Below are 24,586 nucleotides of genomic sequence, written 5' to 3' on the forward strand. Positions count from 1 at the left end.
TAAGTGCCGGGTTTTTTTGTTCTAGACGTTTATTATCCACTTGCTTGCTGAGGTATGTGCTCATCCAAAAAATGAACCAGGTCGTCTGCTATATCCTTTTTTCCTGCCGCTACTAATTGAAGAATGAGTGCGCCAGTGCACGCTCGTATATTGGGGTTTTCGCGCAAAGACAAAGAAACATGGATATTGCTTTGGCTTAGGTCATGAAGCAAACCTGCAATCTCGCTTGTCTCTGTTAGTTCTTTTTCAGGAGCGAGCTTCTGGAGACGTACAAAAAGATCTGACTGGTTATCTGCGTCCTCAAGCTCTGTTAATGACTCTTTATTTTCAGTGAGAAAACTTTCCAGCGTGGCAGTCGTAATAGGGCTAAGAAACCATGACCTCTCTTTCAGTGCTTTAAATTCTGACTCTGTATCTGTGCCATTGCTCTCTATATGGTCGTGATAATTTGAAATTTGTGAAGCAAGCTCTCTGCCCCAGTCGTTACTTTCCAGTGCCTCGAGAAAGTTGCTCCATGTTTTCTCCGGGGGGTTATCAGTACTGGTATGTGTGTTGTTTTTGCCTAGATAAAATTTCAGTGCCATAAGGGTTAACTTGTTTTTATCATCGCCAGCCTGCTCTCGAAAGCTGGATCGCCTGGCATCATCAATACCGATTACATCGAGAAAGCTGTCTACGTGTTCATAGAGTGTATCTAAGATAGAGTTTTGATCTGGAGATAATGGTTTAGCAAAGTCAGTGAGGGTCGGAGGATAGGTTTTCCATGGCTGCGGGTTATCGCTGGTAGTAGCGTACCGCCATAACTGTCGATCGCCGGTTGCGCCGTAATAAATTATTTCACGAGCTATTTCGATGCTCTTGTCCACACTTTCCCAGTCGTCAATATGGTCTGTGAAGGGTTTGCTGATTCTACTTACAATCCTGCTTACATTGCCAAAAGATGTGGGCTTTTGGCCAACCCTCATTGCGTGTTCAATTTTTCTTTGGGTTATGTCGAGGCTTCCTTTAACCTCTTTACCTAAAACTGAAACCAGTCTTTTTTGGGAGCGTTTAAAGAGAGAATCGGTGATTTTGAATTTGGTAAGAACCCATCCTACCCAGCCAGTGTATTTTCTGCTGTAGGATTCCCGAGTGTGCAGCTGTCCCTTACGATCTATTCCTATGTCAGATTCGTCGGCCAGGACTCTGCACTCTTCCTTAAGTATGGTTGCAAGTTGGTTCTTCAATGCGTCAGCGCTGACTGCAGGGCTTCTTCTGCCTAATTGCATGACTCTCTACCTGAAAGGTGCTATTGCTCCATGTATCGACATTGACATGCACTGCTTGAAAAAACGGGAATGTTGAGTAAGTGGCGGTATGGGTGTAAATATGCCAGCAATAATCATTGCTGGCAGTGAAGCGTTAGTGTGTGAAGGACTATGACTTGAGATCAATTAAGTAGGGGCATGACTTTTTTCATAATATCCAGAGCCAGCTCATCCTGATGCAATTCACGGCAATTGATGGTGATATCTGAATATTTCTTATAAAGAGATACTCGCTCTTCAAAGAGGTCTTCAATGGTTTGATCGTCAGAGCGGGCAATGCCGCGGGTATCAAAGTTATGAATGCGATCGCGAATCTGATCCAGGTCCAGGTCCAGGAACACAATAACGGACTCTTTTGACAGATGTTTCATAGCCGCGTCGCTGTATACGGCTGAGCCACCGGTAGCGATGATGTGGTGTTGAAGGTTTACCTTAAGCAGTTCTTCTTCTTCAATCTCTCTCAGCTTCATGTATCCGGACTTGTCCAGAATATCCTGCAGTGTTTTCTGACGACTGATCTGGATCAGGACGTCTGTGTCCACAAATCCATAAGCCATGTCCTTGGCGAGAATGATGCCAATGGTGCTTTTACCTGCACCTGGCATGCCAATCAGTGTGATATTGGTTTTCATTATTTGAGTCTTGACTGCTAGCTGATCTTGATGAGTATTTTTAATCACTTGCCTGCTTTGCTGCAAGTGATATAGATGATTTAACTGAAATGATGCCTTGTTGATCTGAAAGAAAAGGTTGTAATTGGAATAAATAGGACGAAATCAGGGGTGGATTTTGGTCTGGAATCGATCGGCTACAGGCATAAAGTGTTTTTGGCTGGCAAGAGTTGGGTGGAGTTGAATGAAGTTATTGTTTCTTTTATAACCCATGCTATCAAGATAGTAATCACCACCTGAGAAGGACTTTTTTCCAATCAGGCATACTGCGTGCTCACCGCTCCAGTTTGGAGTTTCGATGACACTGAGAGTCTTAAATTGTTCGAAGAATCGAAAGCATGCTGTCATCTTACCTAAAGGTCCTTCCCCAATATAAATGATCCACTGATCTTCAGGCCATTGGTCAATCAGCCCTGAATTATGTCTGTCAGGCCAGCTCATAACCAGTGCTTGAGTCAGATGCTGGTATTTATCAATTGCCTCTACTGCACTTAGCTGTTCAACACTAAAGCCAGTTGTATAGTTGCACTCCGGATAAAGCTTTAAGTCAGTGGGATACATCTTGATCCCTGTTTCAGTCAGTGCTTGAGCCAGCCAGCCATTACCTGCACCAATTTCGAGACACGAGCGAATGCCAAGTTTGAGAAGCTCACCGGATAGTTTATTAACCCATTCTTTATCGATTAAACCGTACATCATGAAATGTCGACGAATTAGTGTCTGATAGCCTGCAGCCATTGGGGTGAGGGTTTTAAAAGGCTTTGAAGGCAGAGGGTTTATGGTTTTATTCTGAGTAACCCATGATTCGGGAATTAACCTTTGCTCCAGCTTGCGGAGATTGCCTTGAATTGTTGCTTCTTCTGTATCTTCCGCTGCATTTTGGTAGATGTTATTAATTCTTTGGGGTGAGGCAGGTCGAGGAGCGGAAGTCGTTATGCTGATTTGAAACGTTCTTAGTCGTTTTTGATCACAGGCCTGGATAGGTTTTCTTTGCAGGTTCAAAGCAGGTTCTGATGTTTGCTTGTCATCTTCAGGGCTTGAGGAAGAGTCTTCTGAGAGGGGGTTGTTATGATGTCTGGCTGGTTGTAATGAAGATGAAAGCATATTGGGTCCTGTGCATTTGAATAATTCCTTATAGTTCGGACTTTTGGCTGAGCAGTTAGTTCTTGATGGTTATCAATACTAACTGCTCAGTTACCGTTACTTGACTGGTTCAGTATTGCTTGTGTTGTTAATATCTGGCGCTAAATTTTGACTATCTTTTTTTAAATAGAATATGTGAGTGTGAACAAATAATGAGCAAATCTCTGAGAGATCAGCTAATGGGTGCCGGTCTGGCCACCAAACAGCAGGCCCTTAAGGCCAAAAGCAGTACCAAAAAGAAAAAGAAACAGGCGGTAAAATCCGGAGAGATGACCGAGCAGGAAAAACGCCGAATTGAACTGGAAAAACAGAAGGCTGAGCAAGCCGCACGCGACCGCGAACTGAACCGTAAACTGGAAGACGAACGTCAGCAGAAGGCGATTCAGGCTCAGGTGCGTCAGCTGATTGAAATGAATACCATTTCTCGCGACAGGGGTGAACTGGGCTATAACTTTGTTGTTGATAGCAAGGTTAAGAAGATTTACGTCACTCAAGAGCAGCAGGAGCGCTTGAGTCGTAGTCTGTATGCCATTGGTATTCTGATGAATGGTACTGAAGAAGAATTCAGAATTATCCCAACAACGGTTGCCACCAAAATTCAGGAACGCATTCCGACAGCTGTTGTTATTCAGGAAACCAAGGTGGGTGAAGAGCTGACCGAGGAAGAAAAAGACTGGTACGCAGACTTTGAAATTCCAGACGATCTGATGTGGTAAAAAGGCATTATTCCAAAAGGGATTGCTGCAGATGCAAAAAAGGAGGCTGATCGCCTCCTTTTTCAGATGTATAAATATCAAACAGTGGTCGCGACCACTTCAATTTCTACTTTCACATCCTTTGGCAGCCTTGCTACTTCAACCAGACTTCTGGCTGGGAAGGGGAATGAGAAGTACTGTTTATAGACTTCGTTGATGTCGGTGAAGTCATCCATGTTTTTCACGAAAACAGTCGCTTTCTTAACGTTATTAAGGCTGCTGCCTGCAGCTTCAAGTACTGATTTCAGGTTTTTTAGGCACTGGTGTGCCTGGAGTTTAGTGTCTTCCACAATCTCACCGGTTTCCGGTTCAATGGGCAGTTGACCTGAGGTGAAGATCAGATCGCCAAACTGAATGCCCTGAGAATAAGGGCCGATGGCAGGAGGGGCGTCAGGCGTTTCAATGACTTTATGCATAACCAGTGATCACTTATCGAGGGGGATGAAACAATCAGGCATTCTAATCAGTGACTTTTCGATATGTCATTGTGTATAACACGGAATCCCAAGAGTTTCTGAGTATTTATTGATCTGAGTGAGGAAGTGTCCCGTTTAAACGCTGATGTTTAAACCGCAGTTTTTTAAATAATTCAGAATCTGATCGAGTCTTTTCTGCATGACGGGGTTGTTCAGAGAGTCGAGCCAGTACTCCCAATTCATGGCATTGGTTGCATCCTGTGCCTGACTGCCGTTCAGAGAAAATATCAGATTTTCCCCGTTGGCCAGTTTCAGGATATAGGTTGCTCCAGAAAGCTTCTCAGGAATAGAAGGGCAGGAGAGTTCTACGTCGTGAAGAGCAATATTGTTGCGATTTTTCAGCTCTTTGAAGTAAGTCGAACGTTCCTTTTCAGTTCGCTTGTTGAGTCCCTGGTTTGAATAGGTGATGTAGAGATCAACCTTTTTTTCTTGAGCCAGAAGTCTTACCGATTGAGTGCGATCTTTAATGGTTTTTAGTCGGTTCGGGTCTGATTTTATCTCATCAGGCAGAGAGTCGGTGACTACTTGTCCACTCTGGTTGCACAAAGGCGTTGCCGGGCGATCGGTATGAATAATGGCAGTTGCACCGGTTATTTTTCCTGAGTGAAGCATTTTAATAATGGATTGCTCAAAGGCTCGTTGAAAAGTCACGGCGACAGGTCGAGTCTGGCTGTCTGGCCCTGACAGTTTGATGTGGGTTTCTGCGGAAGGCGTTGTGGAGAGCATGTCCCGTATGGCTGGCTTGGTAATTAACGTCTCTTCACTAAAGGTATTGAGATTGTTTCTGAGTTCTTTCAGGCTTTGATGACTGTCTCTCAGTGCCAGAAGTGTCATAGGCTCATAGATGTCGGCCTGGATAAACGTTATCCACACAAGAAAAAAAAGAAGGTACCAGCGCATTGGCAGAGTCCATCGAAAGCTTAATATCGTTTGGCTTTGGACTTTGTAGTCGAATGGAAGTTCCTCTTTAAATGCAGGAAAGCTTAGCGGGTAAGATCCAGTCCACACTCTTTCAGATAATCCATAACCTCATTGTACCGCTTGTCTACAGAGGCATCATTGAGCCCTCCAAACCAGTAGCGCCATAACGTTTGTTTACCGGCATCCTTGGCTTGAGTGCCGTTATTGGCGAAGTAGAGAGTATGTCCCATTTTGGTTTTGAGAATGTAGGATGCGCCAACAATGTCGTCAGGCATTTCGGTACAGTTCATCTCATCGTCGTGCAGGCTGGTATTGGCTGCGTTTTCGATTTCCTGTCGATAAACGGCTTGCTCTGTAGTTGATCTCTGGTCCAGCCCGCCTTTTATGTAGGCAACGTGGAGGTTTAGCGGGGCACCGGTCGATGCCATATCCCTGAGAGTAACGGTTCGGTCTTCAATGGTTTTTATCCGTTTTGGGTCCGATTGCATGGCTTTAGCCATGCTTGCTTTCAGAGCTTGTTTGGCCGGGTTACACAAAGGGGTTGTAGGCTTTCGGGTGTGGATAATGGCCGCAGCGTCACTGACCTGGGACTCGGCAATCATGTTTAGCAGGCTCTGTTCAAATGCTTTTTGAAAGGTGACGGCTACGGGACGGGTGATGGCGTCATTTCCTGCTATTTGAATTTCAGGAGAGCGTCTCAAAGGGGTGATAGCCAGTCGGGCTATATCTGTCTTAACTTCTCCGGACAGCTCTCCATCACTGACCACTGTGCTGCTGATGTCGGCCAGCATGGCCATTTTTAGTTCACTGATATCGAGTTTTTCAAGGGCTTTATTAGGACTGTTGTGCTGATTATTCGTGCAAGCTGAAAGAATCCCTACAGAAGCAACAATCAGAATTATCTGAATGATGGCTCTTGAGAAAACAGCTTCTCTGGGGATAGTTACTATCAAGGCGTCAGTTTTGCCGTTCAGTTCTTAACAACCTATCAAACATAGCTTGTTAGTTTGGGAATGCCAGTGAGCAGGGTTGGTTAATAGAAGAAGGAGAGAGCGTTTGGATGGGTTAGGTGCGTCGGGCGGACCTGCAAAGAGTCACTCTTCAGCAGCATATGAAAAGGATGTTGATCAGGTGATTTATGCGGCAGAAGTGCAATACCTTCCAAAAGCGCCTGACCCTTTCTTTCAGCGCTTTGAGGAAAGTAAAAGTATTTACCGTTACCGGGTTGCAGAATTGCCTCCGAAGAGCGACTTGTCAGAAGGCTTGAAAGCCACGGACAATAAAAAAATTGAGAATAAAGCTAAAGAGCTTGCTGCGATTATGGCAGAGCCACTATCTGATGAGTGTATGTCGTTTTTCAGAGGTGAACACGCTCTTTATAACTGGTTGATTCTTACGCTTCATCATCTGGAGCAGATGAATGGTAGTCGAGTTGAAAGTGACGTGGCTCAAGCGAGGTATATAGCGGACCTATTAGATTGTGAATTGGGCAAATGCAGCTTTGATTGGCGCTCAGTGCCTTTAGCCTTTAACTATGAAAGAGCTTTAGTGGCAAAGCAGCCGAAGGGAGATGACCTCGAGAAGGACCTTCAAAAGAATTTGGGTTTTTTACCTACCTGGATGGAGAAAGAGTATCAAGGTTGTACGCTGGGTCGTATTTATCATATCTATTGGGAAGCACGTCAGGAAGCAGCGAAGAAATTTAAAAAAACGCCCTATACACATTCTGATTTCATTCAACAATATCCAAATCTTTCAAAATGGCTTAAAGATTTCTCCAGTGAGCAGCGATTTGATCAACATGGGTTCAGCCAGCAGGAAGTCGCTGCTTTCGGTAGTTTGCTGACTAAAGCTGATAAGGCGGCTAATGGGGCAGTGAACCCCAAGGGGCAGTGGTCATGGCAGGCGACTGACCCTGAGGAGGTTGTTACTCAGCCAGTGAGTAAAGCAAAGAAAGATTTCTATACACAGTTTATCTGGAAAGATCTTATTGTTGAGACTTCAGAGCAAGGGGGGGCAAAAAGAAAAAGAGAGCAGTCAGGCGAGAGAGATGACGAGACTGAAAAGCAGATGAAACTGGATGGTTCGTATAGAGATGCACTCCCTGAATATAAAAAGAGCAATATGAATATCTGGCATGATCGGGGAGAACTTCAAACGGCAGATATTCCAGGGCAGATAGGGGGCCAGTCTCGATATGATTTTTCGGATTTAGTCATTGATTCAAAAATAGATGAATCTGTAGAGCCCTCAGTTATTGAGGAGGGTGGCCAGAGAAACTGTCCGGTAAGTGATGAGCAGTTTTTAATACCGAGCCACCAATTAGAGGCTATTCAAGTGGTGCTTGATGGAGTAAAGCCTGTTGTTTTTGAGGAGAGTGAGCCGTTTTATCAGGTATCTACCTCTGTATTGGTTGATATTATTCTTGCTGCCCTGAAGAGGCAGCATGGAATGCTCTCGTCCGTTGAAAGCCCCGAACTCGTGGAGGCTTTTGAGCATCTGGACCAATACCAAATAATGCAGGAGGCCCTCAAGATCAAGGACATTGCCCGTGAATCAATAGGGTTTCGGCAGCAGTCAAATGAAGTTACAGGTTTGGAGCGCAGTTCTGACACGTATCATAAGAGCCAATTAAGCGCTGAAAAGGTTATGCAAGATATAAAGGTTGTGCAAAAGCTCAACCCTGAGGTCAAGGAGAAAATCGATTTGCTTCTCGAATTTCAAGCTCAGTACCACCCGGTTGCTCTGACGCTGCTGGAGTTGCTTGAACAGGTCGAGTTGAGGTTGGAGGGTGTTGATGAAGGTGAGTCAATAAATCTTGCCGGTCTTGAGAAGATGGAAGCTCTGGCTGAACTTTCAAAACTTAAGACTGCTGTAAGCCTGTTTTTAGCAAGTAATGTTCCAGCTAGCACTCTGCCTTACTGGCAGAGGAGTACTTTTATCGTTGGCCAGTCTTTTCCTGCATTACAAGGAAGGCCTGTAGATGTTTTAACAGACCCTAAAGTTTGTATTTCTTCACGGATTTATCAGCAGATAGTCCCAAAGGCAATGGAAGCTTCTTCTGACGAAATTGAATTGCCAGTCAGTCAGCTGAGAGGTTTGGTGTTTGAAGCTCTGGGAAAAGTACTGAAAAAGTACAAGCTAACAACAGGTGTTTGGGATGCAGTTACCGCTGGAAAGGAACTAAGCGCCATTGAAAAAACTGTTCAAGATCTGAAGAGTATTGAATGCAATGAGGTGAAATCAATACTAAAGAGTTTTGAAAAGTACAGAATGAAGTTAGAGGCGCTAGGTAAGGCATTAGAGGGCTTTCGTGCAAATTTGAAACGACCCGGCCATGAAGAAACTTATGATGCTGTGATTGAAGCACTCAAGGCTTGTAGCAAGCAGTTTAAAAAAGTTAAAGATGCTAAAACCATTTACGACGATAAAGTAAGAAGGGCTGACAAAGGAAGTGATAAGCCGTAACAAGTAACTGCTGCTATCTTGTTTATTTGATTCCTGCCCTGTTTTATTTTCTACTCTCTGAGGTTGGCCTATGCAACCCGCTTCTGATTTGGCGCTTCCGGTTCTTATGATTTGTGGATTACTTCTGCTCGCCACGGGATCACTGATCTGGCTGAAAAGAATCAGGCTTCCTTACACAGTAGGGCTTGTGGTTATAGGTATGCTACTGGCGGAGTTGGCCAGATATTCTGATACCTTTGACCTGCTGCGCAAAGTGCCGCTGACCCATGATTTAATCATGTATGTTTTGCTGCCAGTACTGATCTTTGATGCTGCCATTAATATGAAAGCCAGCAGGCTGTTTCATGATTTATTGCCGGTCATGATGCTGGCAGTGCCTGGTGTACTGATATCGATGCTGTTTGTGGGTTTTCTGATAGGTGCTATTTCGCCACTGACGTTAACAGCAGCCATGCTCTTCGGCGCACTGATCTCGGCTACTGATCCGGTTGCTGTCATTGCCTTGTTCAAAGAACTGGGGGCACCAAAACGACTGTCCCTGTTGATGGATGCAGAAAGCCTTTTTAATGACGCTACAGCCATCGTTATTTTTGGCATTGTCCTGTCAATGGTTCAGGTGGGCAGTGGTGTCACAGGGTTGACCGTTCTTCATGGTGTTTGGTCGTTTATGCTGGTGTTTTTTGGCGGCATTCTTGTTGGCGGAGCTCTTGCTTGGATAACGTCAGGTCTCTTAAAAATTGAAACCGACGAGCCTTTTGTTCAGCTGGCTCACACAACTCTGCTTGCCTATGGCAGTTTTGTAATTGCTGATCATCTGCTGGAAGTGTCGGGTGTTATGTCCACCATTGCTGCGGGTTTAGTCACACGGAATTCATTATCTGGAGCGTTGGCCGGGAAGATAAAAGAGTTCCTGCTGCCTTATTGGGAATTCATGGCATTTCTGGCCAATAGCCTGATCTTTATTTTGTTGGGTATTAAAGAGGATCTGTTGTTCAAAAATCCCGACAGGCTGATGGAGCATCTACCCTGGCTGTTGATTGCGGTTGTTGTTGTTCTTATTTCCAGAGTTATAGTCGTTTATTCCATGCTAGGGGTTTCAAATCAAATCCAGCGTAAAGACCCTGTGGATAGAAATACCAAACTGTTGATGTTCTGGGGCGGGTTACGAGGTGTAGTGCCTGTGGCGCTTATGCTGTCACTGCCAGCCGATTTACCGCAGCGAATGTTGATTGTTGATATGACGCTGGCTGTCATACTGTTTTCCCTGCTGATGCAGGGAACCAGTATAAGTTGGTTGATGAAAAAGCTGGAAGTTAAAGGGCAGTGATACTACGCAGCCTTGAATAAATGAGAGGAGGGCTGGTTTTTAGTTTTTAATTTATCTCTCTTAGAGTGTTCAGTGCTTCCTGTGCTGAAGGTCGGTCGTCTGGATTGAAGGACAGCATTTTTCTTAGTAAATCTCCATACTTCTCAGTTTCAAAAGCATAGGCAAGCTTTTCGTCAATGAACTCCTTCAGAGACTCTTTGCTTTTACATATATTCTCGTTATTTTTGTTTGTTTCTTCTTGTGTAGTGCCAGAAATAAATCTCTCACCGGATAGTAGCTCATATAAAACAACCCCGGCAGCAAAGATATCGATAGCTTTTGATGGTGGTATGGTTTTGGAGTAACACTCTGGAGCCAGATAGCCGTAGGTGGACTTATAACCAATAGAATTTTGGGCTTCTTCTGGAGTCATGACGGTCTCGAGATCAATAAGTTTGACCTGACCTTCGTCATCGATAGTAATATTAGCCAGCTTGATGTCGCTATGAATCAGCCTATCCGTATGCATCTCAGCCAGCCCCTGTATGATTTGATCTGCTACTGATTTGAATAGACTTTCAGGCAGGGCGGCAGAGTTTCTTTGTTGCTCTAGGGATAGCATTAACTCAACCATATTCACCCCCGCATCTTCCATCAAAATGGCATTTCCGCTGTCACTGGTGACTACGGAGCCTTTTACAACATGAGGGAGGTTTTGGCATTTCTTGAACATATATACTTCCCTGTCACTCAGTGATTTGTGGTTGAGCTTTTTAGCCCATCGCTTTCCATGTTGGTCGGTGAAGAATGAGACTGATGTTTTTTCATTCTCGATACTGTGACGCTGATCCAGGTAAGGGGTTACGAGCTCTGCCACTGAAACTTCTTTTTCTGCAAACCAACTGGATAAGGTTGACCAGGTAGAAGATGAAAGATTTTTTGCTGATTCGGCAGCGTTCCATAGGGTTCCTAGTAGTCCGAAGCCTGAGCCTTGTGGTTGAGTAGCCGTCATATACATATCAACATCCTCTGTCTGAAAGCAATGGCCAAAGTATCCCTTCAGCCGGTGTGCGAGGGTATTAGACCAAAGAAAAAGTGACCTGATTGGCGGTACACATGTTGGATTACCGGTAAAAACCACAATAATTACGACCAAGGTCGGTAGTGTTTTGGGGAATACGGGGGTTGCCGTTATAATGCCCGGTTTTCAGCATTTCTTGTCAGGAAGCGCGAAACCATGACTGTTCGTACCCGTGTTGCTCCTTCTCCAACCGGTGATCCCCATGTGGGCACGGCTTATATTGCCCTCTTTAATATGGCGTTTGCCAAGAGCCAGGGTGGCCAGTTTCTGCTTCGTATAGAAGATACCGATCAGGCCCGCAGTACGCCTGAATCTGAGCAACAGATTCTGGATTCCCTGCGCTGGCTGGGTCTGGACTGGGATGAAGGTCCAGATGCTGGTGGTCCTCACGGTCCATACCGTCAGAGCGAGCGTCGCGAAATCTATGACCAGCATGCCAATATCCTGCTGGAAAAAGGCCATGCTTTCCGCTGTTTCTGTTCTTCCGAGCGTCTGGATGAACTGCGTAAAGAGCAGGAAGTTAATAAATCCGGTTCCGGCTACGACGGTCGCTGTCTGCATCTGAGCGAAGATGACGTTCGAGCGAAAGTCGCGGCGGGTGAATCTCACGTTATTCGTATGAAGGTTCCAGCTGAAGGCAAGTGCGTTGTTAACGACATGCTGCGTGGCGATATCGAAATCGACTGGACTCAGGTTGATATGCAGGTGCTGGTAAAGGCCGATGGTATGCCAACCTATCATCTGGCTAACGTAGTTGATGACCATCTGATGGAAATTACTCACGTTATTCGTGGTGAAGAGTGGATCAACTCAGCGCCTAAGCACCAGTTGTTGTATGAATATTTTGGTTGGGATATGCCGGTGCTGTGCCATATGCCTCTGCTGCGTAACCCGGATAAGTCCAAGCTGTCCAAGCGTAAGAACCCAACCAGCATTACTTACTATCGTGATGCGGGTTACTTGCCAGAAGCTCTGTTGAACTACCTCGGTCGTATGGGTTGGTCCATGCCGGACGAAAGCGAGAAGTTCAGTCTGGATGCCATGATCGAGAACTTCGACATCAAGCGTGTTTCTCTGGGTGGCCCTATCTTTGATCAGGAAAAACTGTCATGGCTGAACGCCAGCTGGATTCGTGAAGACCTGTCCACTGAACAGTTTGCTGATCGTCTGCATAAGTGGCTGCTGAACAGCGACTACATTATGAAGTTCCTGCCACACGCTCAGGGTCGTGTAGAAACACTGGCTGATTTTGCACCGATGGCGAGCTTTATGTTCTCTGGCATGCTGGATCTGTCTGAAGACGATTTTGCTCACAAGAAGCTGGAGCCGGTTGATGTGAAGAAGGTTCTGCAGTTTACCCTGTGGCGTCTTGAACAGCTGCGTCAGTGGAACAAGGGCAACATCTTTAATGAGATCAAAACCCTGTCAAAGGAAATGGGCCTGAAGCTGGGTGATTTTAACCATCCGATCTTCGTCGCCATAGCCGGAACACCTAACTCCTGGTCTGTTATGGACTCCATGGAAATTCTGGGTGCGGATATGACTCGTGCGCGTCTGCGTCATGCAGTGAATGTGCTGGGTGGATTGTCCAAGAAAGAAACCAAGCGTTTTGACAAAGAGTTCAGAGTACTGGGTGCTGAAGAATAAGGCCCCGCTTCCTCCTCTTTAAGTAGAGAAGCTAACTGGCAAAGGCCCGTTAGCTTCTTGCCTTTCTTCTGATGACTATTAATTAATCAGTATTCAGCATTGTGATAAACGTTTTGTACGTCATCGCAATCTTCGAGCAGTGCCAGCATTCTGTCCATAACCTCAATATCGTCACCGCTAATGGTGGTAGGGTTCTGTGGTACAAACTGAATCTCTTCAACGTCGAAGTCTATGCCCTCAAAGCCGTTAACCAGAGCAGTTCGTGCTTTGGCAAACTCGGTGTGTGGCGCAAATACGGTGATCTTACCGTCTTCGCATTCGATATCGCTGACATCAACATCCGCTTCCATCAATGCTTCCAACGCTGCTTCTTCATCATCACCGTTAAAAACAAAGATCGCACTGTGATCGAACATGTGGCTGGCACAGCCCTGGTTGCCGATCTTGTTTTTTGTCTTGGTGAAGCATTGGCGCACGTCACCAAAGGTTCGGTTTGGGTTGTCGGTCAGACATTCGACAATTACCATCGTGCCGCCAGGACCAAAGCCTTCGTAACGAGCTGTGGAAAAGTCTTCACCACCACCACCCTTGGCCTTATCCAGCGCCTTTTCGATTACGTGGGATGGAACCTGGTCTTTCTTGGCGCGGTCGATCAGGCTGCGCAGTGCCAGGTTGCCGTCTGGCTCAACACCACCGGACTTTGCGACTACATAGATTTCGCGACCGTATTTGCTGTAAACCCTGGCTTTAGCGTCAGAGGTTTTAGCCATGGATTCTTTACGGTTTTGATAGGCTCTGCCCATTGTTCTGTCTCACTGAATTGGGTGAAAAGAAGTTTAGATGGTGGGATTCTAACTTTTGATGGCCAGTGGTGGAAACGTCTGTTGTGAATGAGTGAGTACAGCTTGCTAAGGGTAGCGATGGTTTAGGTGCCGCTGAAGACAAACTAATAGACATAACCATCTGCTCTATTTGATGTTTTTTTCATAAGTGGTGCTTGACAGGTTGGGGGGGCATCCATATCATTCGCCCTGCGTTTCGGGGGCAACAAAACAACTTCTCAAACAGAGGTTGCTGTCTTCGAATGACTCTTAAAGAAATTCTTGATGAGTAAAACGCTCTGGGGCCTTAGCTCAGCTGGGAGAGCGCAACACTGGCAGTGTTGAGGTCAGCGGTTCGATCCCGCTAGGCTCCACCAATTCTTTTATGGATTCTTTTGTTAAAAGTATCGTCTAAAAGAATGGAAATATTGTGTCCCGTTCGTCTAGTGGCCTAGGACACTGCCCTTTCACGGCAGTAACAGGGGTTCGAGTCCCCTACGGGATGCCACTCTTCCTGCGAAGTCATGTAGTGATAACTACGGATTTCGCACCGACCTGAAGATGTCGTTAAATAACTTCCACTTTCGCAGTGAGATGGCTAGCTAGTCAGCTCTCTGCATTTGACTTTGAATAGGTCGTAAAACATTCTTCCTGACTTCGAAGAAGTCATAAAATATCTTCACTGCGGGAATAGCTCAGTTGGTAGAGCACAACCTTGCCAAGGTTGGGGTCGCGAGTTCGAGTCTCGTTTCCCGCTCCAGATTTAGGCTGTCTGCACCATCAGACAGACACAAAGAATTGTGTCCCGTTCGTCTAGTGGCCTAGGACACTGCCCTTTCACGGCAGTAACAGGGGTTCAAGTCCCCTACGGGATGCCATATTCTCTCGTTTAGAGAGTGACATGATAAGTCATAAACATATCGCCGCGGGAATAGCTCAGTTGGTAGAGCACAACCTTGCCAAGGTTGGGGTCGCGAGTTCGAGTCTCGTTTCCCGCTCCAAATTAGGCTTTATGTTTACCAGGACATAAAGACACAGAATTGTGTCCCGTTCGTCTAGTGGCCTAGGACACTGCCCTTTCACGGCAGTAACAGGGGTTCAAGTCCCCTACGGGATGCCATATTCTCTCTCGTTTAGAGAGTGACACGATAAGTCATAAACATATCACTGCGGGAATAGCTCAGTTGGTAGAGCACAACCTTGCCAAGGTTGGGGTCGCCTGAGAGTTAAAGAGTGAGTCTCGTTTCCCGCTCTGACTTCGAAGAAGTCACAAAACATCTTCACTGCGGGAATAGCTCAGTTGGTAGAGCACAACCTTGCCAAGGTTGGGGTCGCGAGTTCGAGTCTCGTTTCCCGCTCCAAATTAGGCTTTATGTTTACCAAGACATAAAGACACAGAATTGTGTCCCGTTCGTCTAGTGGCCTAGGACACTGCCCTTTCACGGCAGTAACAGGGGTTCAAGTCCCCTACGGGATGCCATTTTCGACTTTTGAAGAAGTCATAAAACATCTTCATGCGGGAATAGCTCAGTTGGTAGAGCACAACCTTGCCAAGGTTGGGGTCGCGAGTTCGAGTCTCGTTTCCCGCTCCAGAATTTAGGCTGTCTGTGAAAGCAGATAGACACAGAATTGTGTCCCGTTCGTCTAGTGGCCTAGGACACTGCCCTTTCACGGCAGTAACAGGGGTTCAAGTCCCCTACGGGATGCCATTTTTAGAAAGCCGATACAGGAATGTATCGGCTTTTTTTTGCCTTTAAAAAAGTGACTCCTCTCTTTCGATTCGCTCTGCCTGAAATGGCAGGCTCCGAATCGCACTGCTACCTTTTACTCTCTGCTAATAAATAGAAGATAAATGGCATGAGAGTCCCCTTAAGAGCTTGTTTGATACTTTTGTTCCTGCTTGCATCCAGCGTCCTATATGCCTCACCGAAAAAGATTGTTCTGGTTACTGGTGCTTCCAGTGGCATCGGCAAGGCAGTAGTTGAAGAGCTTGGAAGTAGAAGTGACTTCATTGTTTACGGCACAACGCGTCAGAAACAATTGGTTGGTCAGTACAATGGTTACCAGCTTATTGAAATGAACCCGGGTATTACTGAGTCAGTTAGAGAAGCGGTCGCCAGCATTGAAGCGCGTGGTCGAGCAGTTGATGTGCTGATTAACAATGCTGGTTATATGGTATTGGGCTCGGTAGAAAGTGTTGAACCAGAACAGTTATTGGAGCTGTTCAATGTCAATGTAGTAGGTTATCAGCGAACCACTCAGGCGGTTGTTCCTGGCATGAGAGACAGGAAGCAGGGGCTGATCATCAATGTATCCAGTGTTCAGGCGTTTGATCCCAGAGGCTTGCAGGAAAGCTATTCAGCTACGCGCTCAGCGGTGGAAACATTGTCTCTTGGTCAGTCTGGTTATCTTGCAGACTACGGGATAAAAGTGCTGGTTTTTCAGCCGGGTGCTACCAGGACGTCAATTATTAATAACTCCCATATCGGTAGCCGTCGAGTTGAGAGAGATACAGCCGGTGCAGGTACCAATCAGTTTTTGTCGTTTCTTCAGCAGAGGTTTAACCAGGGAGAAGAACCGAAGAGGGTAGTTAAAAAACTGGTGCAGTTAATTGATGAAAGTCGGCCTGACTTTAGAACTCAAGCGAATGAGAGGGGCATGGCTCGAGCGCAATCTGTTTATAAAGATGCAAAAGGGAATCAGCAGAGGATCAAGCAACGAGAAAAGCATCAGCAGTTCGTTCGTGACTTTATCGATATAAACGTCGACAGTTCTATAAAAAAAGGTATTGACAGAAAAGCGGCAGAACCCTAATATTCTGCCTCGTTCGCTGCGTCGACACCGGCTTCCGGTTCAAAGCAAAGCGAAACGATGGGGCCTTAGCTCAGCTGGGAGAGCGCAACACTGGCAGTGTTGAGGTCAGCGGTTCGATCCCGCTAGGCTCCACCAACTCTTTACTAGTTTTGCTGTTAAAGATTTGGAAATATTGCGTCCCGTTCGTCTAGTGGCCTAGGACACTGCCCTTTCACGGCAGTAACAGGGGTTCAAGTCCCCTACGGGATGCCACTTTCAGACATGATAAGTCTTAAAAATATCATGCGGGAATAGCTCAGTTGGTAGAGCACAACCTTGCCAAGGTTGGGGTCGCGAGTTCGAGTCTCGTTTCCCGCTCCAATACAAAGAACCAGTCCATGCGGCTGGTTTTTTTATGCCTAAGAGAAATGCATGCACAACCTTGCCAAGGTTGGGGTCGTCTCTTAATAGCAAGGGCGAGTCTCGTTTCCCGCTCCAATACAAAGAACCAGTCCATGCGGCTGGTTTTTTATGCCTAAGAGAAATGCATGCACAACCTTGCCAAGGTTGGGGTCGTCTCTTAATAGCAAGGGCGAGTCTCGTTTCCCGCTCCAATAAAAAAAACCAGTCTACGCGACTGGTTTTTTTTATGTCTGCAAAAAGCCCGCATATAACCCTGCCTGAATGCTCCTATCTATCCCCCTCTGTGGATAACTTAATCAAAAGTACCAAGTCACAAATCTACTTCTTAAAAGTAAAAGTTTATTTATTTAATTTATGTACCTATACGAGAGCAAACCATCGCCAGCTTTAGATGATTGTCTATATTTCTGACTCACTAATAAGAATGAAGTAGAAAAATGATCAGGACAAAGGCTGTCTGTTACCGCATCAGCACCCTTTTACTTTGTACGCTTGTTGGTATGGCAGTAGTTCCAGTCACTGCTGTATATGGAGTTGATAAAGAGGAGAAGGGCAGTAAGTTAGGTGTTTGTGTGTCTGGAGGAGGTAGTCGCTCTTTCTCGCTCTCTCGAGGTTATTTTGCCTGGATGAAGCAGAATGGTATCGAAGAACAGATTGACTACCTTTCCCTGGTTTCAGGGTCAGCCTGGTTTGCCGCTGCCTATTTTGGTGAAGAGCCCCATAGAAACTCATCAACAATGAAAGAAGATTTTAACCCCGAGAGGTTGAAGCTAGGAGCTGGTGATGCAGGCACTGTGAACTTATTTGATCTGGAACCAAACAGTCTGGGGAGAAGGACACAAGAGTTTTCTAATCTGCTCGGTTTTGCGTGGTATTTTATAGTTCAAAAGGTAGTTGGTAACCCAACTGAAACCATTTGGGCTGATTTTCTGGTTGATGCTCTGACTCCGTCATTAAAAATGGCTATGGATAAATGGAGCTTCCCAGGTAAACCAGAGAAAATGAATTTGATTATAAGTGCCTTGTTGAAGACTGCTTCGCAGACAATTTACCCTTTTGAAATGCAGCCTGGTGCAGCAGCTGTGAGAACAGGACGAAAACTGCCTGAGCGTATGCTTGCTGGTGAATATACCCGCTGTACTGACAGTTTGAATGGATCAGAATCTGTTATTCGAGTACAGGATGCGGTGGCAGCAAGTAGCGCTAATTTTCCACACTTTCTCCCTGATTCGCTCTCCCATTTATATTTGCCGGATTACTGTCTGGATGAATGCGTGAATAAAAACTACCAGTCTCACTCGAGCTCATTGGCATCATCCCGTTTTAAGTTACTAGACAATGGTCCTGTAGATTACCTTGGGATTATGCCTCTGTTAGCCAGGCCGGATACAGGCAAAATTATTGCATTGGTTAATACCGATATTTCTATCAGCTCTACCCTTCTTGTTGATGGAACTCTTGTAGTGGGTTTAGAAAAAGCGGTAACCAAACTCTTTGGTATCAAGCCCGATGAGACTGCAAGTGAGCTGAGCTATCAACCATTGGAAGTGCCAATTGGTGACTCTTTGGAAGAGGCTGTTAATAACTCTCATGTATTCAGTAGGGGTAGATATCAAGAGTTGGTTGAAGCGCTCTATGAGAAGAAAAGCAGTGGGCAGGCTGCCGTCTACCTTCAGAAAGATCTGGAAGTGTTTGACAATGAGTATCACGGAGTAAAAGGAGGGAGGAAGGTTGATGTGTTGTGGGTTTACAATGAAAAACCGGAAATCTGGTGGCAGAAGCTGGGCTATGACATTCAAACCTGTCTGACCAGTTATTCCGGGGTTGCAAGTTATTTTGATTGCTACAGTACCTGGACAAATTTCCCGTCCTATAATTCTATGCTTGACCTGTATCTCCCGGCATTACAGTCCAACCTTTTGCGGCAGTTGGCAGGGTGGACATTAAATCAAAACAAACAACTTATTTATGACTGGTTTCACCCGCAGGTAAAAAGTCAGTGAGAGAAAAAGGAGTTTCCTGGTTGTGTTTTGGTTCGGCTTGCTGGCTGTTTGTGGACTGACTGTATAGAGCAGCGGTAACGTCTGAAGATGATTGTTCTAGACCCAGTGAGGGTAGTTCTTCAGTCGTTGCTGAAAAAAAACTGACTATGAGATCATAAGAATTTCTTAGAACACGAACGAAAATAATGTCATGGACAACTGAACGCCAGATGGTAATGGCGCTGTTCAGCCACATTGAGATGTACCCAAGAAAATCTGTAGTGTTGTCAAAGTTGCCCGATAGTGCCTGAATCATTGCTTTTGCATCAAGTGATGCAAATGGAATAGAGGCTGTAATTTTAGTTGTGGTGTGCCAGAGCTCATACCCTGTACTACCAAGCTCCACAGCGGATGAAGCGCTGAAGGGGGGAATCCAGAAGCCAATATTTGCAGCATGTGTAATGTGCTTGCCGAATTCATATAAAAGCCAGGCCGTATGAAAGAGATGTTTGGTGATTATCTTGTCCTTGTAGAGGCCATTTAGCTCACCTAAATGTACTTTAATCTCAAGCAGGTTGGCTGCCAAATAAATGAGCTGGAGTGCTATGTATGAAGGGTCATCATTTTCGACATTATTACTAAGTACTATTGCCCTGCCGTGGTTTTCTGCGAACATGTAACTGGTTGAGGCGCCTCCTTGTCTGACTACCTCCCGGCAGAATGTTTTATTCATTCTTATACGCGGTTCTTCTTTATTATAATCCAGCTTGTTGCACAGGTATTCAATCTCCCCCTGGTCATTAATAGATGATTCCTCTTCGATTTGGAAGTCATTACTGGCTGAAATGGTTCGGCATTTTTGGCCTATGACAGCAGGTTCATGTCTGCTTTGTGTTATTGCAGACTGACATTTCTGGTGGCTATTTGAGACTTCTGTATAAGTTTGCTCTCCTTCTGCTAACGAGTGAGAGCATAGCAGTATTCCTATCAGGAGCAGGCCTGTTGTTTGCAGCATGCTGGGCATGAAACGCTGTAACCTTTCTATCGAAAAATAAACAGCTCCAAGCTTAGTTGCTTTTGAGGATGCGAGTTTAAATTATTCTTATTTGTATTTTGCTGGACGACTGGCAACCTGAGTAAAGGTTGCCAGAGGGTATGTAAGTATCAAATATTCAGCATGGCGGCCCCACGAACACCGCCAGAATCACCAAATACAGCTTTTTTGATTTCCGGAAGCTTGCCATTGCTAAGAGCGTATTTTTTCAGCAACGGTGGTACCAGTTCATAAAGCTCCGAGAAATTAGACAAGCCACCACCGAACACAATTGCACCGGGGTCCAGAGTGTTGGTCAGGGCACCAAGGCTGGAAGCAAGAAGTTCACAGTAGGTGTCTACAGATTTCTTAGCGACAGTGTCATTGTTTCGATAGAGTTCGACAATACCCTTTCCCTTTCGTGTTTCTTTTGAGTAGTACTGGTAAATCAGTTCCAGTCCCCGGCCGGAAAGGTAACTGTCCAGACAACCGTGCATGCCACAACCGCATTGAACGATTGGAAAGTCATCGCCAGTCAGCTGAAATACGCGCCAGGGCAGGGGGGTGTGGCCTACTTCACCGGCAAGGTTGTTCTCACCGTCATGAAGTTTTTTGTCCATAACTATACCGCCGCCAAAGCCGGTACCGAGAATCAGACCCAGAACGGTACCCGCATTATCACCAGCACCGCCCACAGCCTCAGACAGTGCGAAGCAGTTAGCATCGTTCTCAATCTTAATCGGGCGTTCCAGTACTCTTTCAAGATCAGCCTGCAGAGGCTTGCCATTGGTACAGGGAACATTGGCACACTGTACCAGCCCGGTACTTGGGTTTATAAAACCGGGGATACCAATACCAACCTTGCCTTTGACCGACAGCTCAGCATCCATATCAGAGATCAGCTGCTGAATGCTGCTGAGAAAAGTGTCGTATGAGTCGGTAGGCGTCGGAATTCTTTTGCTGGTAATAGCCTGCTGTTGTTCATTGAACACGGCCAGTTCGATTTTGGTTCCGCCGATATCCAGCCCGTATAACATGGTGATTGCTCCGAGAGGCAGTTTAAACAGTGTCTTATATCACCCCATTCCCAGGCAAGTAATGGCTGATGTTGTTGATGAAAGGGATGAAACTATTAATAGGTGTGTAGACACACGTAATCGAATATCAGATTGTCATTCCCCCGCCTACGGCGGGGGAAGACATACGAATTCGTATGTTCGGATACGAGGCTGTCTGTCCACGTACCCTGATCATTAAAACGAACGATCAATACGATATTCAAGCTGCTTTAGAGAGTCTATCAGTGCCAGTGCCGCCTGAGGTTTATCCTGTTTGATATAAACTGCCAGCTTTCGACTGAGTTGCTCGTTTAACTGTTCTGTAATTGAAGAAGATGCTGAGCTGCTGATGGCAGGCAGTTGAATGCTGTCTTTTGCCTGTCCATAGAGAGAGGCAAATTGCTGCTGTAATCTGGAGTGAAGTTCCTGCACAGATGTACGCATTTTAATGGCTTGCTGTATCTTGCCGCTTTTTATCGCCTGCTGCACCGTTTCAATGTACCGATCGCTTATGCTTTTACTGTCTTTTTCAGCGACGGATTTAGCCTGCTGGATATCGGCGGAAGGGACATAGTCAGGGCGTCTTTCAACGGCTTTGTTTTCAGTTTCGGAATGACTTTGGTCTTTGAAGGACTGGCTGACCAGAGGCGTAACCTCGAGCCTTATCGTGCCTGAGGCAGAAGCTGTAGCGAAAACATCCGGTGTCGGTGGTGCCTGAACAGAGCGGGCTTTGGCATATTCTCTATCAAAGTTAGCCACTTCAACTTTCTGTTTCATGGCACCAGGTGTGGTCAGAATCACAAGATAAACAGGCTGCTCTTCCCGTTTAACACGAAGGTCCAGTACAAATTCTTCCGTCAGTGCTTCTCTTGTTAGCATGCTTTGTTTCGAATATTTCAAACGATCCGAAGTCAGTTTTTGAACCGGTTTCATCTGCTTATCAAGCAGCCAGATCTCGGCCATAAAAGCATTGGCTTTATTGGCAAAGTGAGTACGTTGCACAAAGCTGTCCAGCTGGAAGCGATAAGCGCCGTAATCAGGCAGTTGCCAGCCGAGGACCGGAGTTACACCATCAGCAATCCTGATATGAGGCGTTGTGCCATTAATAGTCTGCTCGACTCTGACAGCCTTGTTGTAAATCTTTAACGCTGACAGATTCAGGGCATCAAAGCCGGAAACGGTTTGCTGCTGAGCTACTGAAGAGACCGGTGTTTGCTGTGTCTGCTGACTGGCACAGCCGCCCAGTGTCGCCAGCATGATCATTAAAGGCAGATATTTCATGGTTGTTACCAGAGAAAAAGCTGAGAGATGCCTGAAGTGTAACTGCTAATCGAGTAATGAATAATGAAATGATCGCTGAAAACGATTTCAGAGGGATACAGAAAAAAACAGAAGAGCGCAGCCTTGTCGACTGCGCTCATTGACTCAACTCTTGCGGCAGTTGGTCAGGTTGGAGAAGAAAGTTTTATTGGCTTCACTGGCGAAGAATTCATCCAGATTTTCTGTCAGACGTCTGCGCCAGTTCGGATACTCTTCACTGGTGCCGGGCATATTAACCGGTGTATCGATCATCATGCAATCTTCCAGCTGAATGCCGGCAATCTGGGAGTTGGAGAGAGCCAGATAGTAGCTGAACCGTTCCATCAACTCCCTGCTGTAAGCAGGCGCTTTTGCAGCATAAGGATCAGTACCCGATGGCAGCTCGCCCATGTCAGCCAGAGTATTGATCACAGCCTTTCTGGAATTCTCGCGAGCCCAGCGTTCGTGGCTTACAGCGTCATCGTCGTAGATACCCAGTTCATGGCAGAGCTCGATATCCTTTTCTTCCCACCAGCCACGAATGGTCGGTGTATCGTGGCATACCAGAGTGGCCAGAGCTTTAGGCTTGAATTCATGGGCTGGCAGATAGCGATCACCATCCTGACCAAAGATACCCATAATGCTGGAGTAGAATCGTGCCGGAGGCAGGCTGTCAGTGATTTCCTGCGGCACAGTGCCGAGGTCTTCACCAAATACCAAGCATTGCTGACGACGGCTCTCCAGTTTGATAATGCCGAGCAGATCCTGAAGAGGGTAATGAACATAGGCGCCTTCGGCAGCACCTTTACCATTAGGGCACCACCAGAGACGGAACAGCCCCATGGCATGGTCAATTCGAAGTGCACCACAGTTACGCATGCTGTTTCGAATCATCTCAATAAACGGCTTATAACGTCTTTCTTGCAGCACTACCGGGTTAAAAGGCGGCAGTCCCCAGTTCTGACCTTGTGGACCCAGACCATCCGGTGGCGCACCAGTGCTGGCTCCCAGAACAAACAGGTTATGGTCGCCCCAGACATCGGCGCCACCACGATCGACACCTACCGCCAGATCGCGATAAACACCAACGGTCATGCCTGCATCTTTAGCCGCTTTCTGGGCAACAGTAATCTGCTCTTCTGCCAGCCATTGCAGATATTGGAAATACTGAATACGTTGCTCATTTTCTTTGGCAAAGGCTTTTACTTCAGCGGTATCAGGCTTCTGGAAAGTCTCAGGCCAGCAAGGCCAGCCCCAGTTCATCAGATCCTGTTTGCGGAAGTGTTCGTACAATGCTTCAAAAGTGGCAAACTGTCGCAGACTGCTGCCTCTGTCTTCACAGAATGCGATAAATCCCTTGGCTCTGGTGGTATTTTTTGCCAGATGGTTAGCGGCGAAATCCTCAAACAGTTTTTCCAGAACAGACAGTTTTAGCCAGCCTGAAGTCTGGTAATCGACATAATCTTCATTGCGAACTTTGTTCAGATGCTGCTGGAACTCATCGTTGTTAAACAGTTCTTTTGCAGGTTCACAGCCGGCAAATTCCGGCACTATTTCCGGGTTGATGTAGAGCACATTACCAAAGATACGGCTGGAAGGGCTGTAAGGAGAGCAATGCTGCGGATTGCCGGAGTAGAGCGCATGAACAGGGTTCAGGCCCACCATGCTGGCGCCGCTATTACCCAGTTCGCGGGTAATGGTTTCCAGATCACGGTAATCGCCCATGCCCCAGTTCTCTTTTGAGCGCACTGAGTAAAGTTGAATACTGGAACCCCAGATTTTACCGCTGTTTTCCAGCAGTTCAGGCTCAAAGCAGGTTTCTGGAGCAACAATCAGCAAACAATTGTTGTCATCACTTGCCAGAGTCAGCTGGTGGTAACCCAAAGGCAGGTTTTCAGGCAAAGTTACATCGAGGCAGACATATTCATTACCATCGAGAGTGGTGATATCAAGAACCGTCTGTTCTTTTGGTTCGGCACTGATTGTCTGCTGACGCCCATCTTCTGTCAGAAGATTCAACTCAATATTCTTTTCCAGAGTACTGGCTGCCAGACGAACAGAGACAGTAAGCGTTTTGCCGCGATGTACGACACGGACATCGGGCAGGGCTCGATGCCACTGTTTGGCCCGGTGACCGGTTATAGCCTTGATGACTGACTCACTGCTGCTCATGTCAAAGCCCATGGCTTCCAGCAGTGGAATTTTGTAGTCGACATTAATGGTGACCGGCTTTCCGGCCCAGTCCAGGTACTGGCCGCTCATTCCGCAGAGGTCGGCCAGCTGATTTACTAGTTGATGGTCAATCATTCTCATACAGCTTCAAAAGGGTGCTTGTATTCAGTGTGTTTCCAGACATGAGAGCTCATCAACCATTTATCTGCTTATTCAGCGCTGAATGGCGA

18 protein-coding genes and 14 tRNA genes are annotated in these 24,586 nt (G+C 46.2%); 20 read left to right on the top strand and 12 right to left on the bottom strand.

The features are described from left to right. Positions 1 to 32: 32 nt before the first annotated feature. From EOPP23_RS04795 to EOPP23_RS04805, 3 genes are all read right to left on the bottom strand, one after another. Positions 33 to 1,268: a hypothetical protein gene (locus EOPP23_RS04795; protein ID WP_153764819.1), complete on the bottom strand. Its 1,236-nt coding sequence runs from the start codon at positions 1,266 to 1,268 to the stop codon at positions 33 to 35. Between the two features lie 161 nt (positions 1,269 to 1,429). Then, positions 1,430 to 1,939, bottom strand: a complete 510-nt coding sequence (locus tag EOPP23_RS04800; protein WP_153764820.1) for a shikimate kinase — start codon at positions 1,937 to 1,939, stop codon at positions 1,430 to 1,432. Between the two features lie 144 nt (positions 1,940 to 2,083). After that, positions 2,084 to 3,082, bottom strand: coding sequence for a hypothetical protein (locus tag EOPP23_RS04805; RefSeq protein ID WP_153764821.1), 999 nt, complete (start codon positions 3,080 to 3,082; stop codon positions 2,084 to 2,086). 191 nt (positions 3,083 to 3,273) lie between these two features. Between EOPP23_RS04805 and EOPP23_RS04810 the strand changes: the two genes are divergently transcribed. Then, complete coding sequence (locus EOPP23_RS04810; RefSeq protein ID WP_153764822.1) at positions 3,274 to 3,837, top strand: DUF2058 domain-containing protein; 564 nt, start codon at positions 3,274 to 3,276, stop codon at positions 3,835 to 3,837. Between the two features lie 77 nt (positions 3,838 to 3,914). Here the strand turns inward: EOPP23_RS04810 and EOPP23_RS04815 are convergent, their stop codons facing one another. The 3 genes from EOPP23_RS04815 to EOPP23_RS04825 form a co-directional block, all read right to left on the bottom strand. Continuing rightward, entirely contained in the window at positions 3,915 to 4,292 is a 378-nt protein-coding gene (locus EOPP23_RS04815; RefSeq protein ID WP_153764823.1) for a RidA family protein, read from the bottom strand. Positions 4,293 to 4,427: 135 nt separating this feature from the next. Then, the gene (locus tag EOPP23_RS04820; RefSeq protein ID WP_153764824.1) at positions 4,428 to 5,252 is read right to left on the bottom strand and encodes a hypothetical protein; all 825 of its coding nucleotides are present in this window, start codon (positions 5,250 to 5,252) and stop codon (positions 4,428 to 4,430) included. A gap of 83 nt (positions 5,253 to 5,335) precedes the next feature. Then, positions 5,336 to 6,226, bottom strand: coding sequence for a hypothetical protein (locus EOPP23_RS04825; RefSeq protein WP_153764825.1), 891 nt, complete (start codon positions 6,224 to 6,226; stop codon positions 5,336 to 5,338). An 886-nt stretch (positions 6,227 to 7,112) separates the two neighbouring features. Between EOPP23_RS04825 and EOPP23_RS04830 the strand changes: the two genes are divergently transcribed. Both EOPP23_RS04830 and EOPP23_RS04835 read left to right on the top strand, forming a co-directional pair. Further along, the gene (locus EOPP23_RS04830) at positions 7,113 to 8,741 is read left to right on the top strand and encodes a hypothetical protein (RefSeq protein ID WP_153764826.1); all 1,629 of its coding nucleotides are present in this window, start codon (positions 7,113 to 7,115) and stop codon (positions 8,739 to 8,741) included. 70 nt (positions 8,742 to 8,811) lie between these two features. Next, positions 8,812 to 10,068, top strand: coding sequence for a sodium:proton antiporter (locus tag EOPP23_RS04835; RefSeq protein WP_153764827.1), 1,257 nt, complete (start codon positions 8,812 to 8,814; stop codon positions 10,066 to 10,068). A gap of 46 nt (positions 10,069 to 10,114) precedes the next feature. Here the strand turns inward: EOPP23_RS04835 and EOPP23_RS04840 are convergent, their stop codons facing one another. Continuing rightward, positions 10,115 to 11,188, bottom strand: coding sequence for a protein kinase (locus EOPP23_RS04840; protein ID WP_153764828.1), 1,074 nt, complete (start codon positions 11,186 to 11,188; stop codon positions 10,115 to 10,117). A gap of 96 nt (positions 11,189 to 11,284) precedes the next feature. Here EOPP23_RS04840 and gltX point away from each other — a divergent pair, with 96 nt between their 5' ends. Then, a complete protein-coding gene (gltX, locus tag EOPP23_RS04845) occupies positions 11,285 to 12,775 on the top strand; it encodes a glutamate--tRNA ligase (protein WP_153764829.1) in 1,491 nt (496 codons plus the stop codon). 86 nt (positions 12,776 to 12,861) lie between these two features. Here gltX and EOPP23_RS04850 read toward each other — a convergent pair whose 3' ends face one another. Further along, entirely contained in the window at positions 12,862 to 13,578 is a 717-nt protein-coding gene (locus EOPP23_RS04850; protein WP_153764830.1) for a YebC/PmpR family DNA-binding transcriptional regulator, read from the bottom strand. Between the two features lie 319 nt (positions 13,579 to 13,897). Here EOPP23_RS04850 and EOPP23_RS04855 point away from each other — a divergent pair. The 16 genes from EOPP23_RS04855 (at position 13,898) to EOPP23_RS04930 (ending at position 18,815) form a co-directional block, all read left to right on the top strand. Further along, positions 13,898 to 13,973, top strand: a tRNA-Ala gene (locus EOPP23_RS04855). 55 nt (positions 13,974 to 14,028) lie between these two features. Beyond that, a tRNA-Glu gene (locus EOPP23_RS04860) sits at positions 14,029 to 14,104 on the top strand. Between the two features lie 176 nt (positions 14,105 to 14,280). Continuing rightward, positions 14,281 to 14,356, top strand: a tRNA-Gly gene (locus tag EOPP23_RS04865). 42 nt (positions 14,357 to 14,398) lie between these two features. Next, a tRNA-Glu gene (locus EOPP23_RS04870) sits at positions 14,399 to 14,474 on the top strand. Positions 14,475 to 14,521: 47 nt separating this feature from the next. Further along, positions 14,522 to 14,597, top strand: a tRNA-Gly gene (locus EOPP23_RS04875). Positions 14,598 to 14,640: 43 nt separating this feature from the next. Further along, a tRNA-Glu gene (locus EOPP23_RS04880) sits at positions 14,641 to 14,716 on the top strand. A 49-nt stretch (positions 14,717 to 14,765) separates the two neighbouring features. Then, a tRNA-Gly gene (locus EOPP23_RS04885) sits at positions 14,766 to 14,848 on the top strand. A 33-nt stretch (positions 14,849 to 14,881) separates the two neighbouring features. Beyond that, positions 14,882 to 14,957 (top strand) — tRNA-Gly (locus tag EOPP23_RS04890). A gap of 43 nt (positions 14,958 to 15,000) precedes the next feature. After that, a tRNA-Glu gene (locus EOPP23_RS04895) sits at positions 15,001 to 15,076 on the top strand. Between the two features lie 36 nt (positions 15,077 to 15,112). After that, positions 15,113 to 15,188, top strand: a tRNA-Gly gene (locus EOPP23_RS04900). A gap of 41 nt (positions 15,189 to 15,229) precedes the next feature. Beyond that, positions 15,230 to 15,305, top strand: a tRNA-Glu gene (locus EOPP23_RS04905). A 148-nt stretch (positions 15,306 to 15,453) separates the two neighbouring features. Continuing rightward, positions 15,454 to 16,410: an SDR family NAD(P)-dependent oxidoreductase gene (locus tag EOPP23_RS04910; RefSeq protein ID WP_153764831.1), complete on the top strand. Its 957-nt coding sequence runs from the start codon at positions 15,454 to 15,456 to the stop codon at positions 16,408 to 16,410. Positions 16,411 to 16,469: 59 nt separating this feature from the next. Then, positions 16,470 to 16,545, top strand: a tRNA-Ala gene (locus EOPP23_RS04915). Positions 16,546 to 16,586: 41 nt separating this feature from the next. Continuing rightward, positions 16,587 to 16,662 (top strand) — tRNA-Glu (locus EOPP23_RS04920). Positions 16,663 to 16,694: 32 nt separating this feature from the next. Continuing rightward, a tRNA-Gly gene (locus tag EOPP23_RS04925) sits at positions 16,695 to 16,770 on the top strand. 479 nt (positions 16,771 to 17,249) lie between these two features. After that, a complete protein-coding gene (locus EOPP23_RS04930) occupies positions 17,250 to 18,815 on the top strand; it encodes a hypothetical protein (protein ID WP_153764832.1) in 1,566 nt (521 codons plus the stop codon). Here the strand turns inward: EOPP23_RS04930 and EOPP23_RS04935 are convergent. The 4 genes from EOPP23_RS04935 to malQ all read right to left on the bottom strand — a co-directional run bounded on the left by EOPP23_RS04935 (position 18,775) and on the right by malQ (position 24,491). Then, the gene (locus EOPP23_RS04935) at positions 18,775 to 19,818 is read right to left on the bottom strand and encodes a hypothetical protein (protein ID WP_153764833.1); all 1,044 of its coding nucleotides are present in this window, start codon (positions 19,816 to 19,818) and stop codon (positions 18,775 to 18,777) included. The two genes, EOPP23_RS04930 and EOPP23_RS04935, sit on opposite strands and share 41 nt — an antisense overlap. Before the next feature lie 140 nt (positions 19,819 to 19,958). Further along, entirely contained in the window at positions 19,959 to 20,864 is a 906-nt protein-coding gene (gene nagK, locus EOPP23_RS04940; RefSeq protein ID WP_153764834.1) for an N-acetylglucosamine kinase, read from the bottom strand. A gap of 216 nt (positions 20,865 to 21,080) precedes the next feature. Continuing rightward, positions 21,081 to 22,166: a MalM family protein gene (locus tag EOPP23_RS04945; protein ID WP_153764835.1), complete on the bottom strand. Its 1,086-nt coding sequence runs from the start codon at positions 22,164 to 22,166 to the stop codon at positions 21,081 to 21,083. A 144-nt stretch (positions 22,167 to 22,310) separates the two neighbouring features. After that, positions 22,311 to 24,491, bottom strand: a complete 2,181-nt coding sequence (malQ, locus tag EOPP23_RS04950) for a 4-alpha-glucanotransferase (RefSeq protein WP_153764836.1) — start codon at positions 24,489 to 24,491, stop codon at positions 22,311 to 22,313. Positions 24,492 to 24,586 lie beyond the last annotated feature (95 nt).

Origin of the sequence: Endozoicomonas sp. OPT23 (assembly GCF_009653635.1) — a bacterium.
Taxonomy (GTDB): domain Bacteria; phylum Pseudomonadota; class Gammaproteobacteria; order Pseudomonadales; family Endozoicomonadaceae; genus Endozoicomonas_A.

What these genes read in the sequence shown, in the direction of transcription:
- EOPP23_RS04795 (WP_153764819.1), bottom strand. Translation starts at nt 1,268, where the DNA reads ATGCAATTAGGCAGAAGAAGCCCTGCAGTCAGCGCTGACGCATTGAAG.
- EOPP23_RS04800 (WP_153764820.1), bottom strand. Translation starts at nt 1,939, where the DNA reads ATGAAAACCAATATCACACTGATTGGCATGCCAGGTGCAGGTAAAAGC.
- EOPP23_RS04805 (WP_153764821.1), bottom strand. Translation starts at nt 3,082, where the DNA reads ATGCTTTCATCTTCATTACAACCAGCCAGACATCATAACAACCCCCTC.
- EOPP23_RS04810 (WP_153764822.1), top strand. Translation starts at nt 3,274, where the DNA reads ATGAGCAAATCTCTGAGAGATCAGCTAATGGGTGCCGGTCTGGCCACC.
- EOPP23_RS04815 (WP_153764823.1), bottom strand. Translation starts at nt 4,292, where the DNA reads ATGCATAAAGTCATTGAAACGCCTGACGCCCCTCCTGCCATCGGCCCT.
- EOPP23_RS04820 (WP_153764824.1), bottom strand. Translation starts at nt 5,252, where the DNA reads ATGCGCTGGTACCTTCTTTTTTTTCTTGTGTGGATAACGTTTATCCAG.
- EOPP23_RS04835 (WP_153764827.1), top strand. Translation starts at nt 8,812, where the DNA reads ATGCAACCCGCTTCTGATTTGGCGCTTCCGGTTCTTATGATTTGTGGA.
- gltX (WP_153764829.1), top strand. Translation starts at nt 11,285, where the DNA reads ATGACTGTTCGTACCCGTGTTGCTCCTTCTCCAACCGGTGATCCCCAT.
- EOPP23_RS04850 (WP_153764830.1), bottom strand. Translation starts at nt 13,578, where the DNA reads ATGGGCAGAGCCTATCAAAACCGTAAAGAATCCATGGCTAAAACCTCT.
- EOPP23_RS04910 (WP_153764831.1), top strand. Translation starts at nt 15,454, where the DNA reads ATGAGAGTCCCCTTAAGAGCTTGTTTGATACTTTTGTTCCTGCTTGCA.
- EOPP23_RS04930 (WP_153764832.1), top strand. Translation starts at nt 17,250, where the DNA reads ATGATCAGGACAAAGGCTGTCTGTTACCGCATCAGCACCCTTTTACTT.
- EOPP23_RS04935 (WP_153764833.1), bottom strand. Translation starts at nt 19,818, where the DNA reads ATGCCCAGCATGCTGCAAACAACAGGCCTGCTCCTGATAGGAATACTG.
- nagK (WP_153764834.1), bottom strand. Translation starts at nt 20,864, where the DNA reads ATGTTATACGGGCTGGATATCGGCGGAACCAAAATCGAACTGGCCGTG.
- EOPP23_RS04945 (WP_153764835.1), bottom strand. Translation starts at nt 22,166, where the DNA reads ATGAAATATCTGCCTTTAATGATCATGCTGGCGACACTGGGCGGCTGT.
- malQ (WP_153764836.1), bottom strand. Translation starts at nt 24,491, where the DNA reads ATGATTGACCATCAACTAGTAAATCAGCTGGCCGACCTCTGCGGAATG.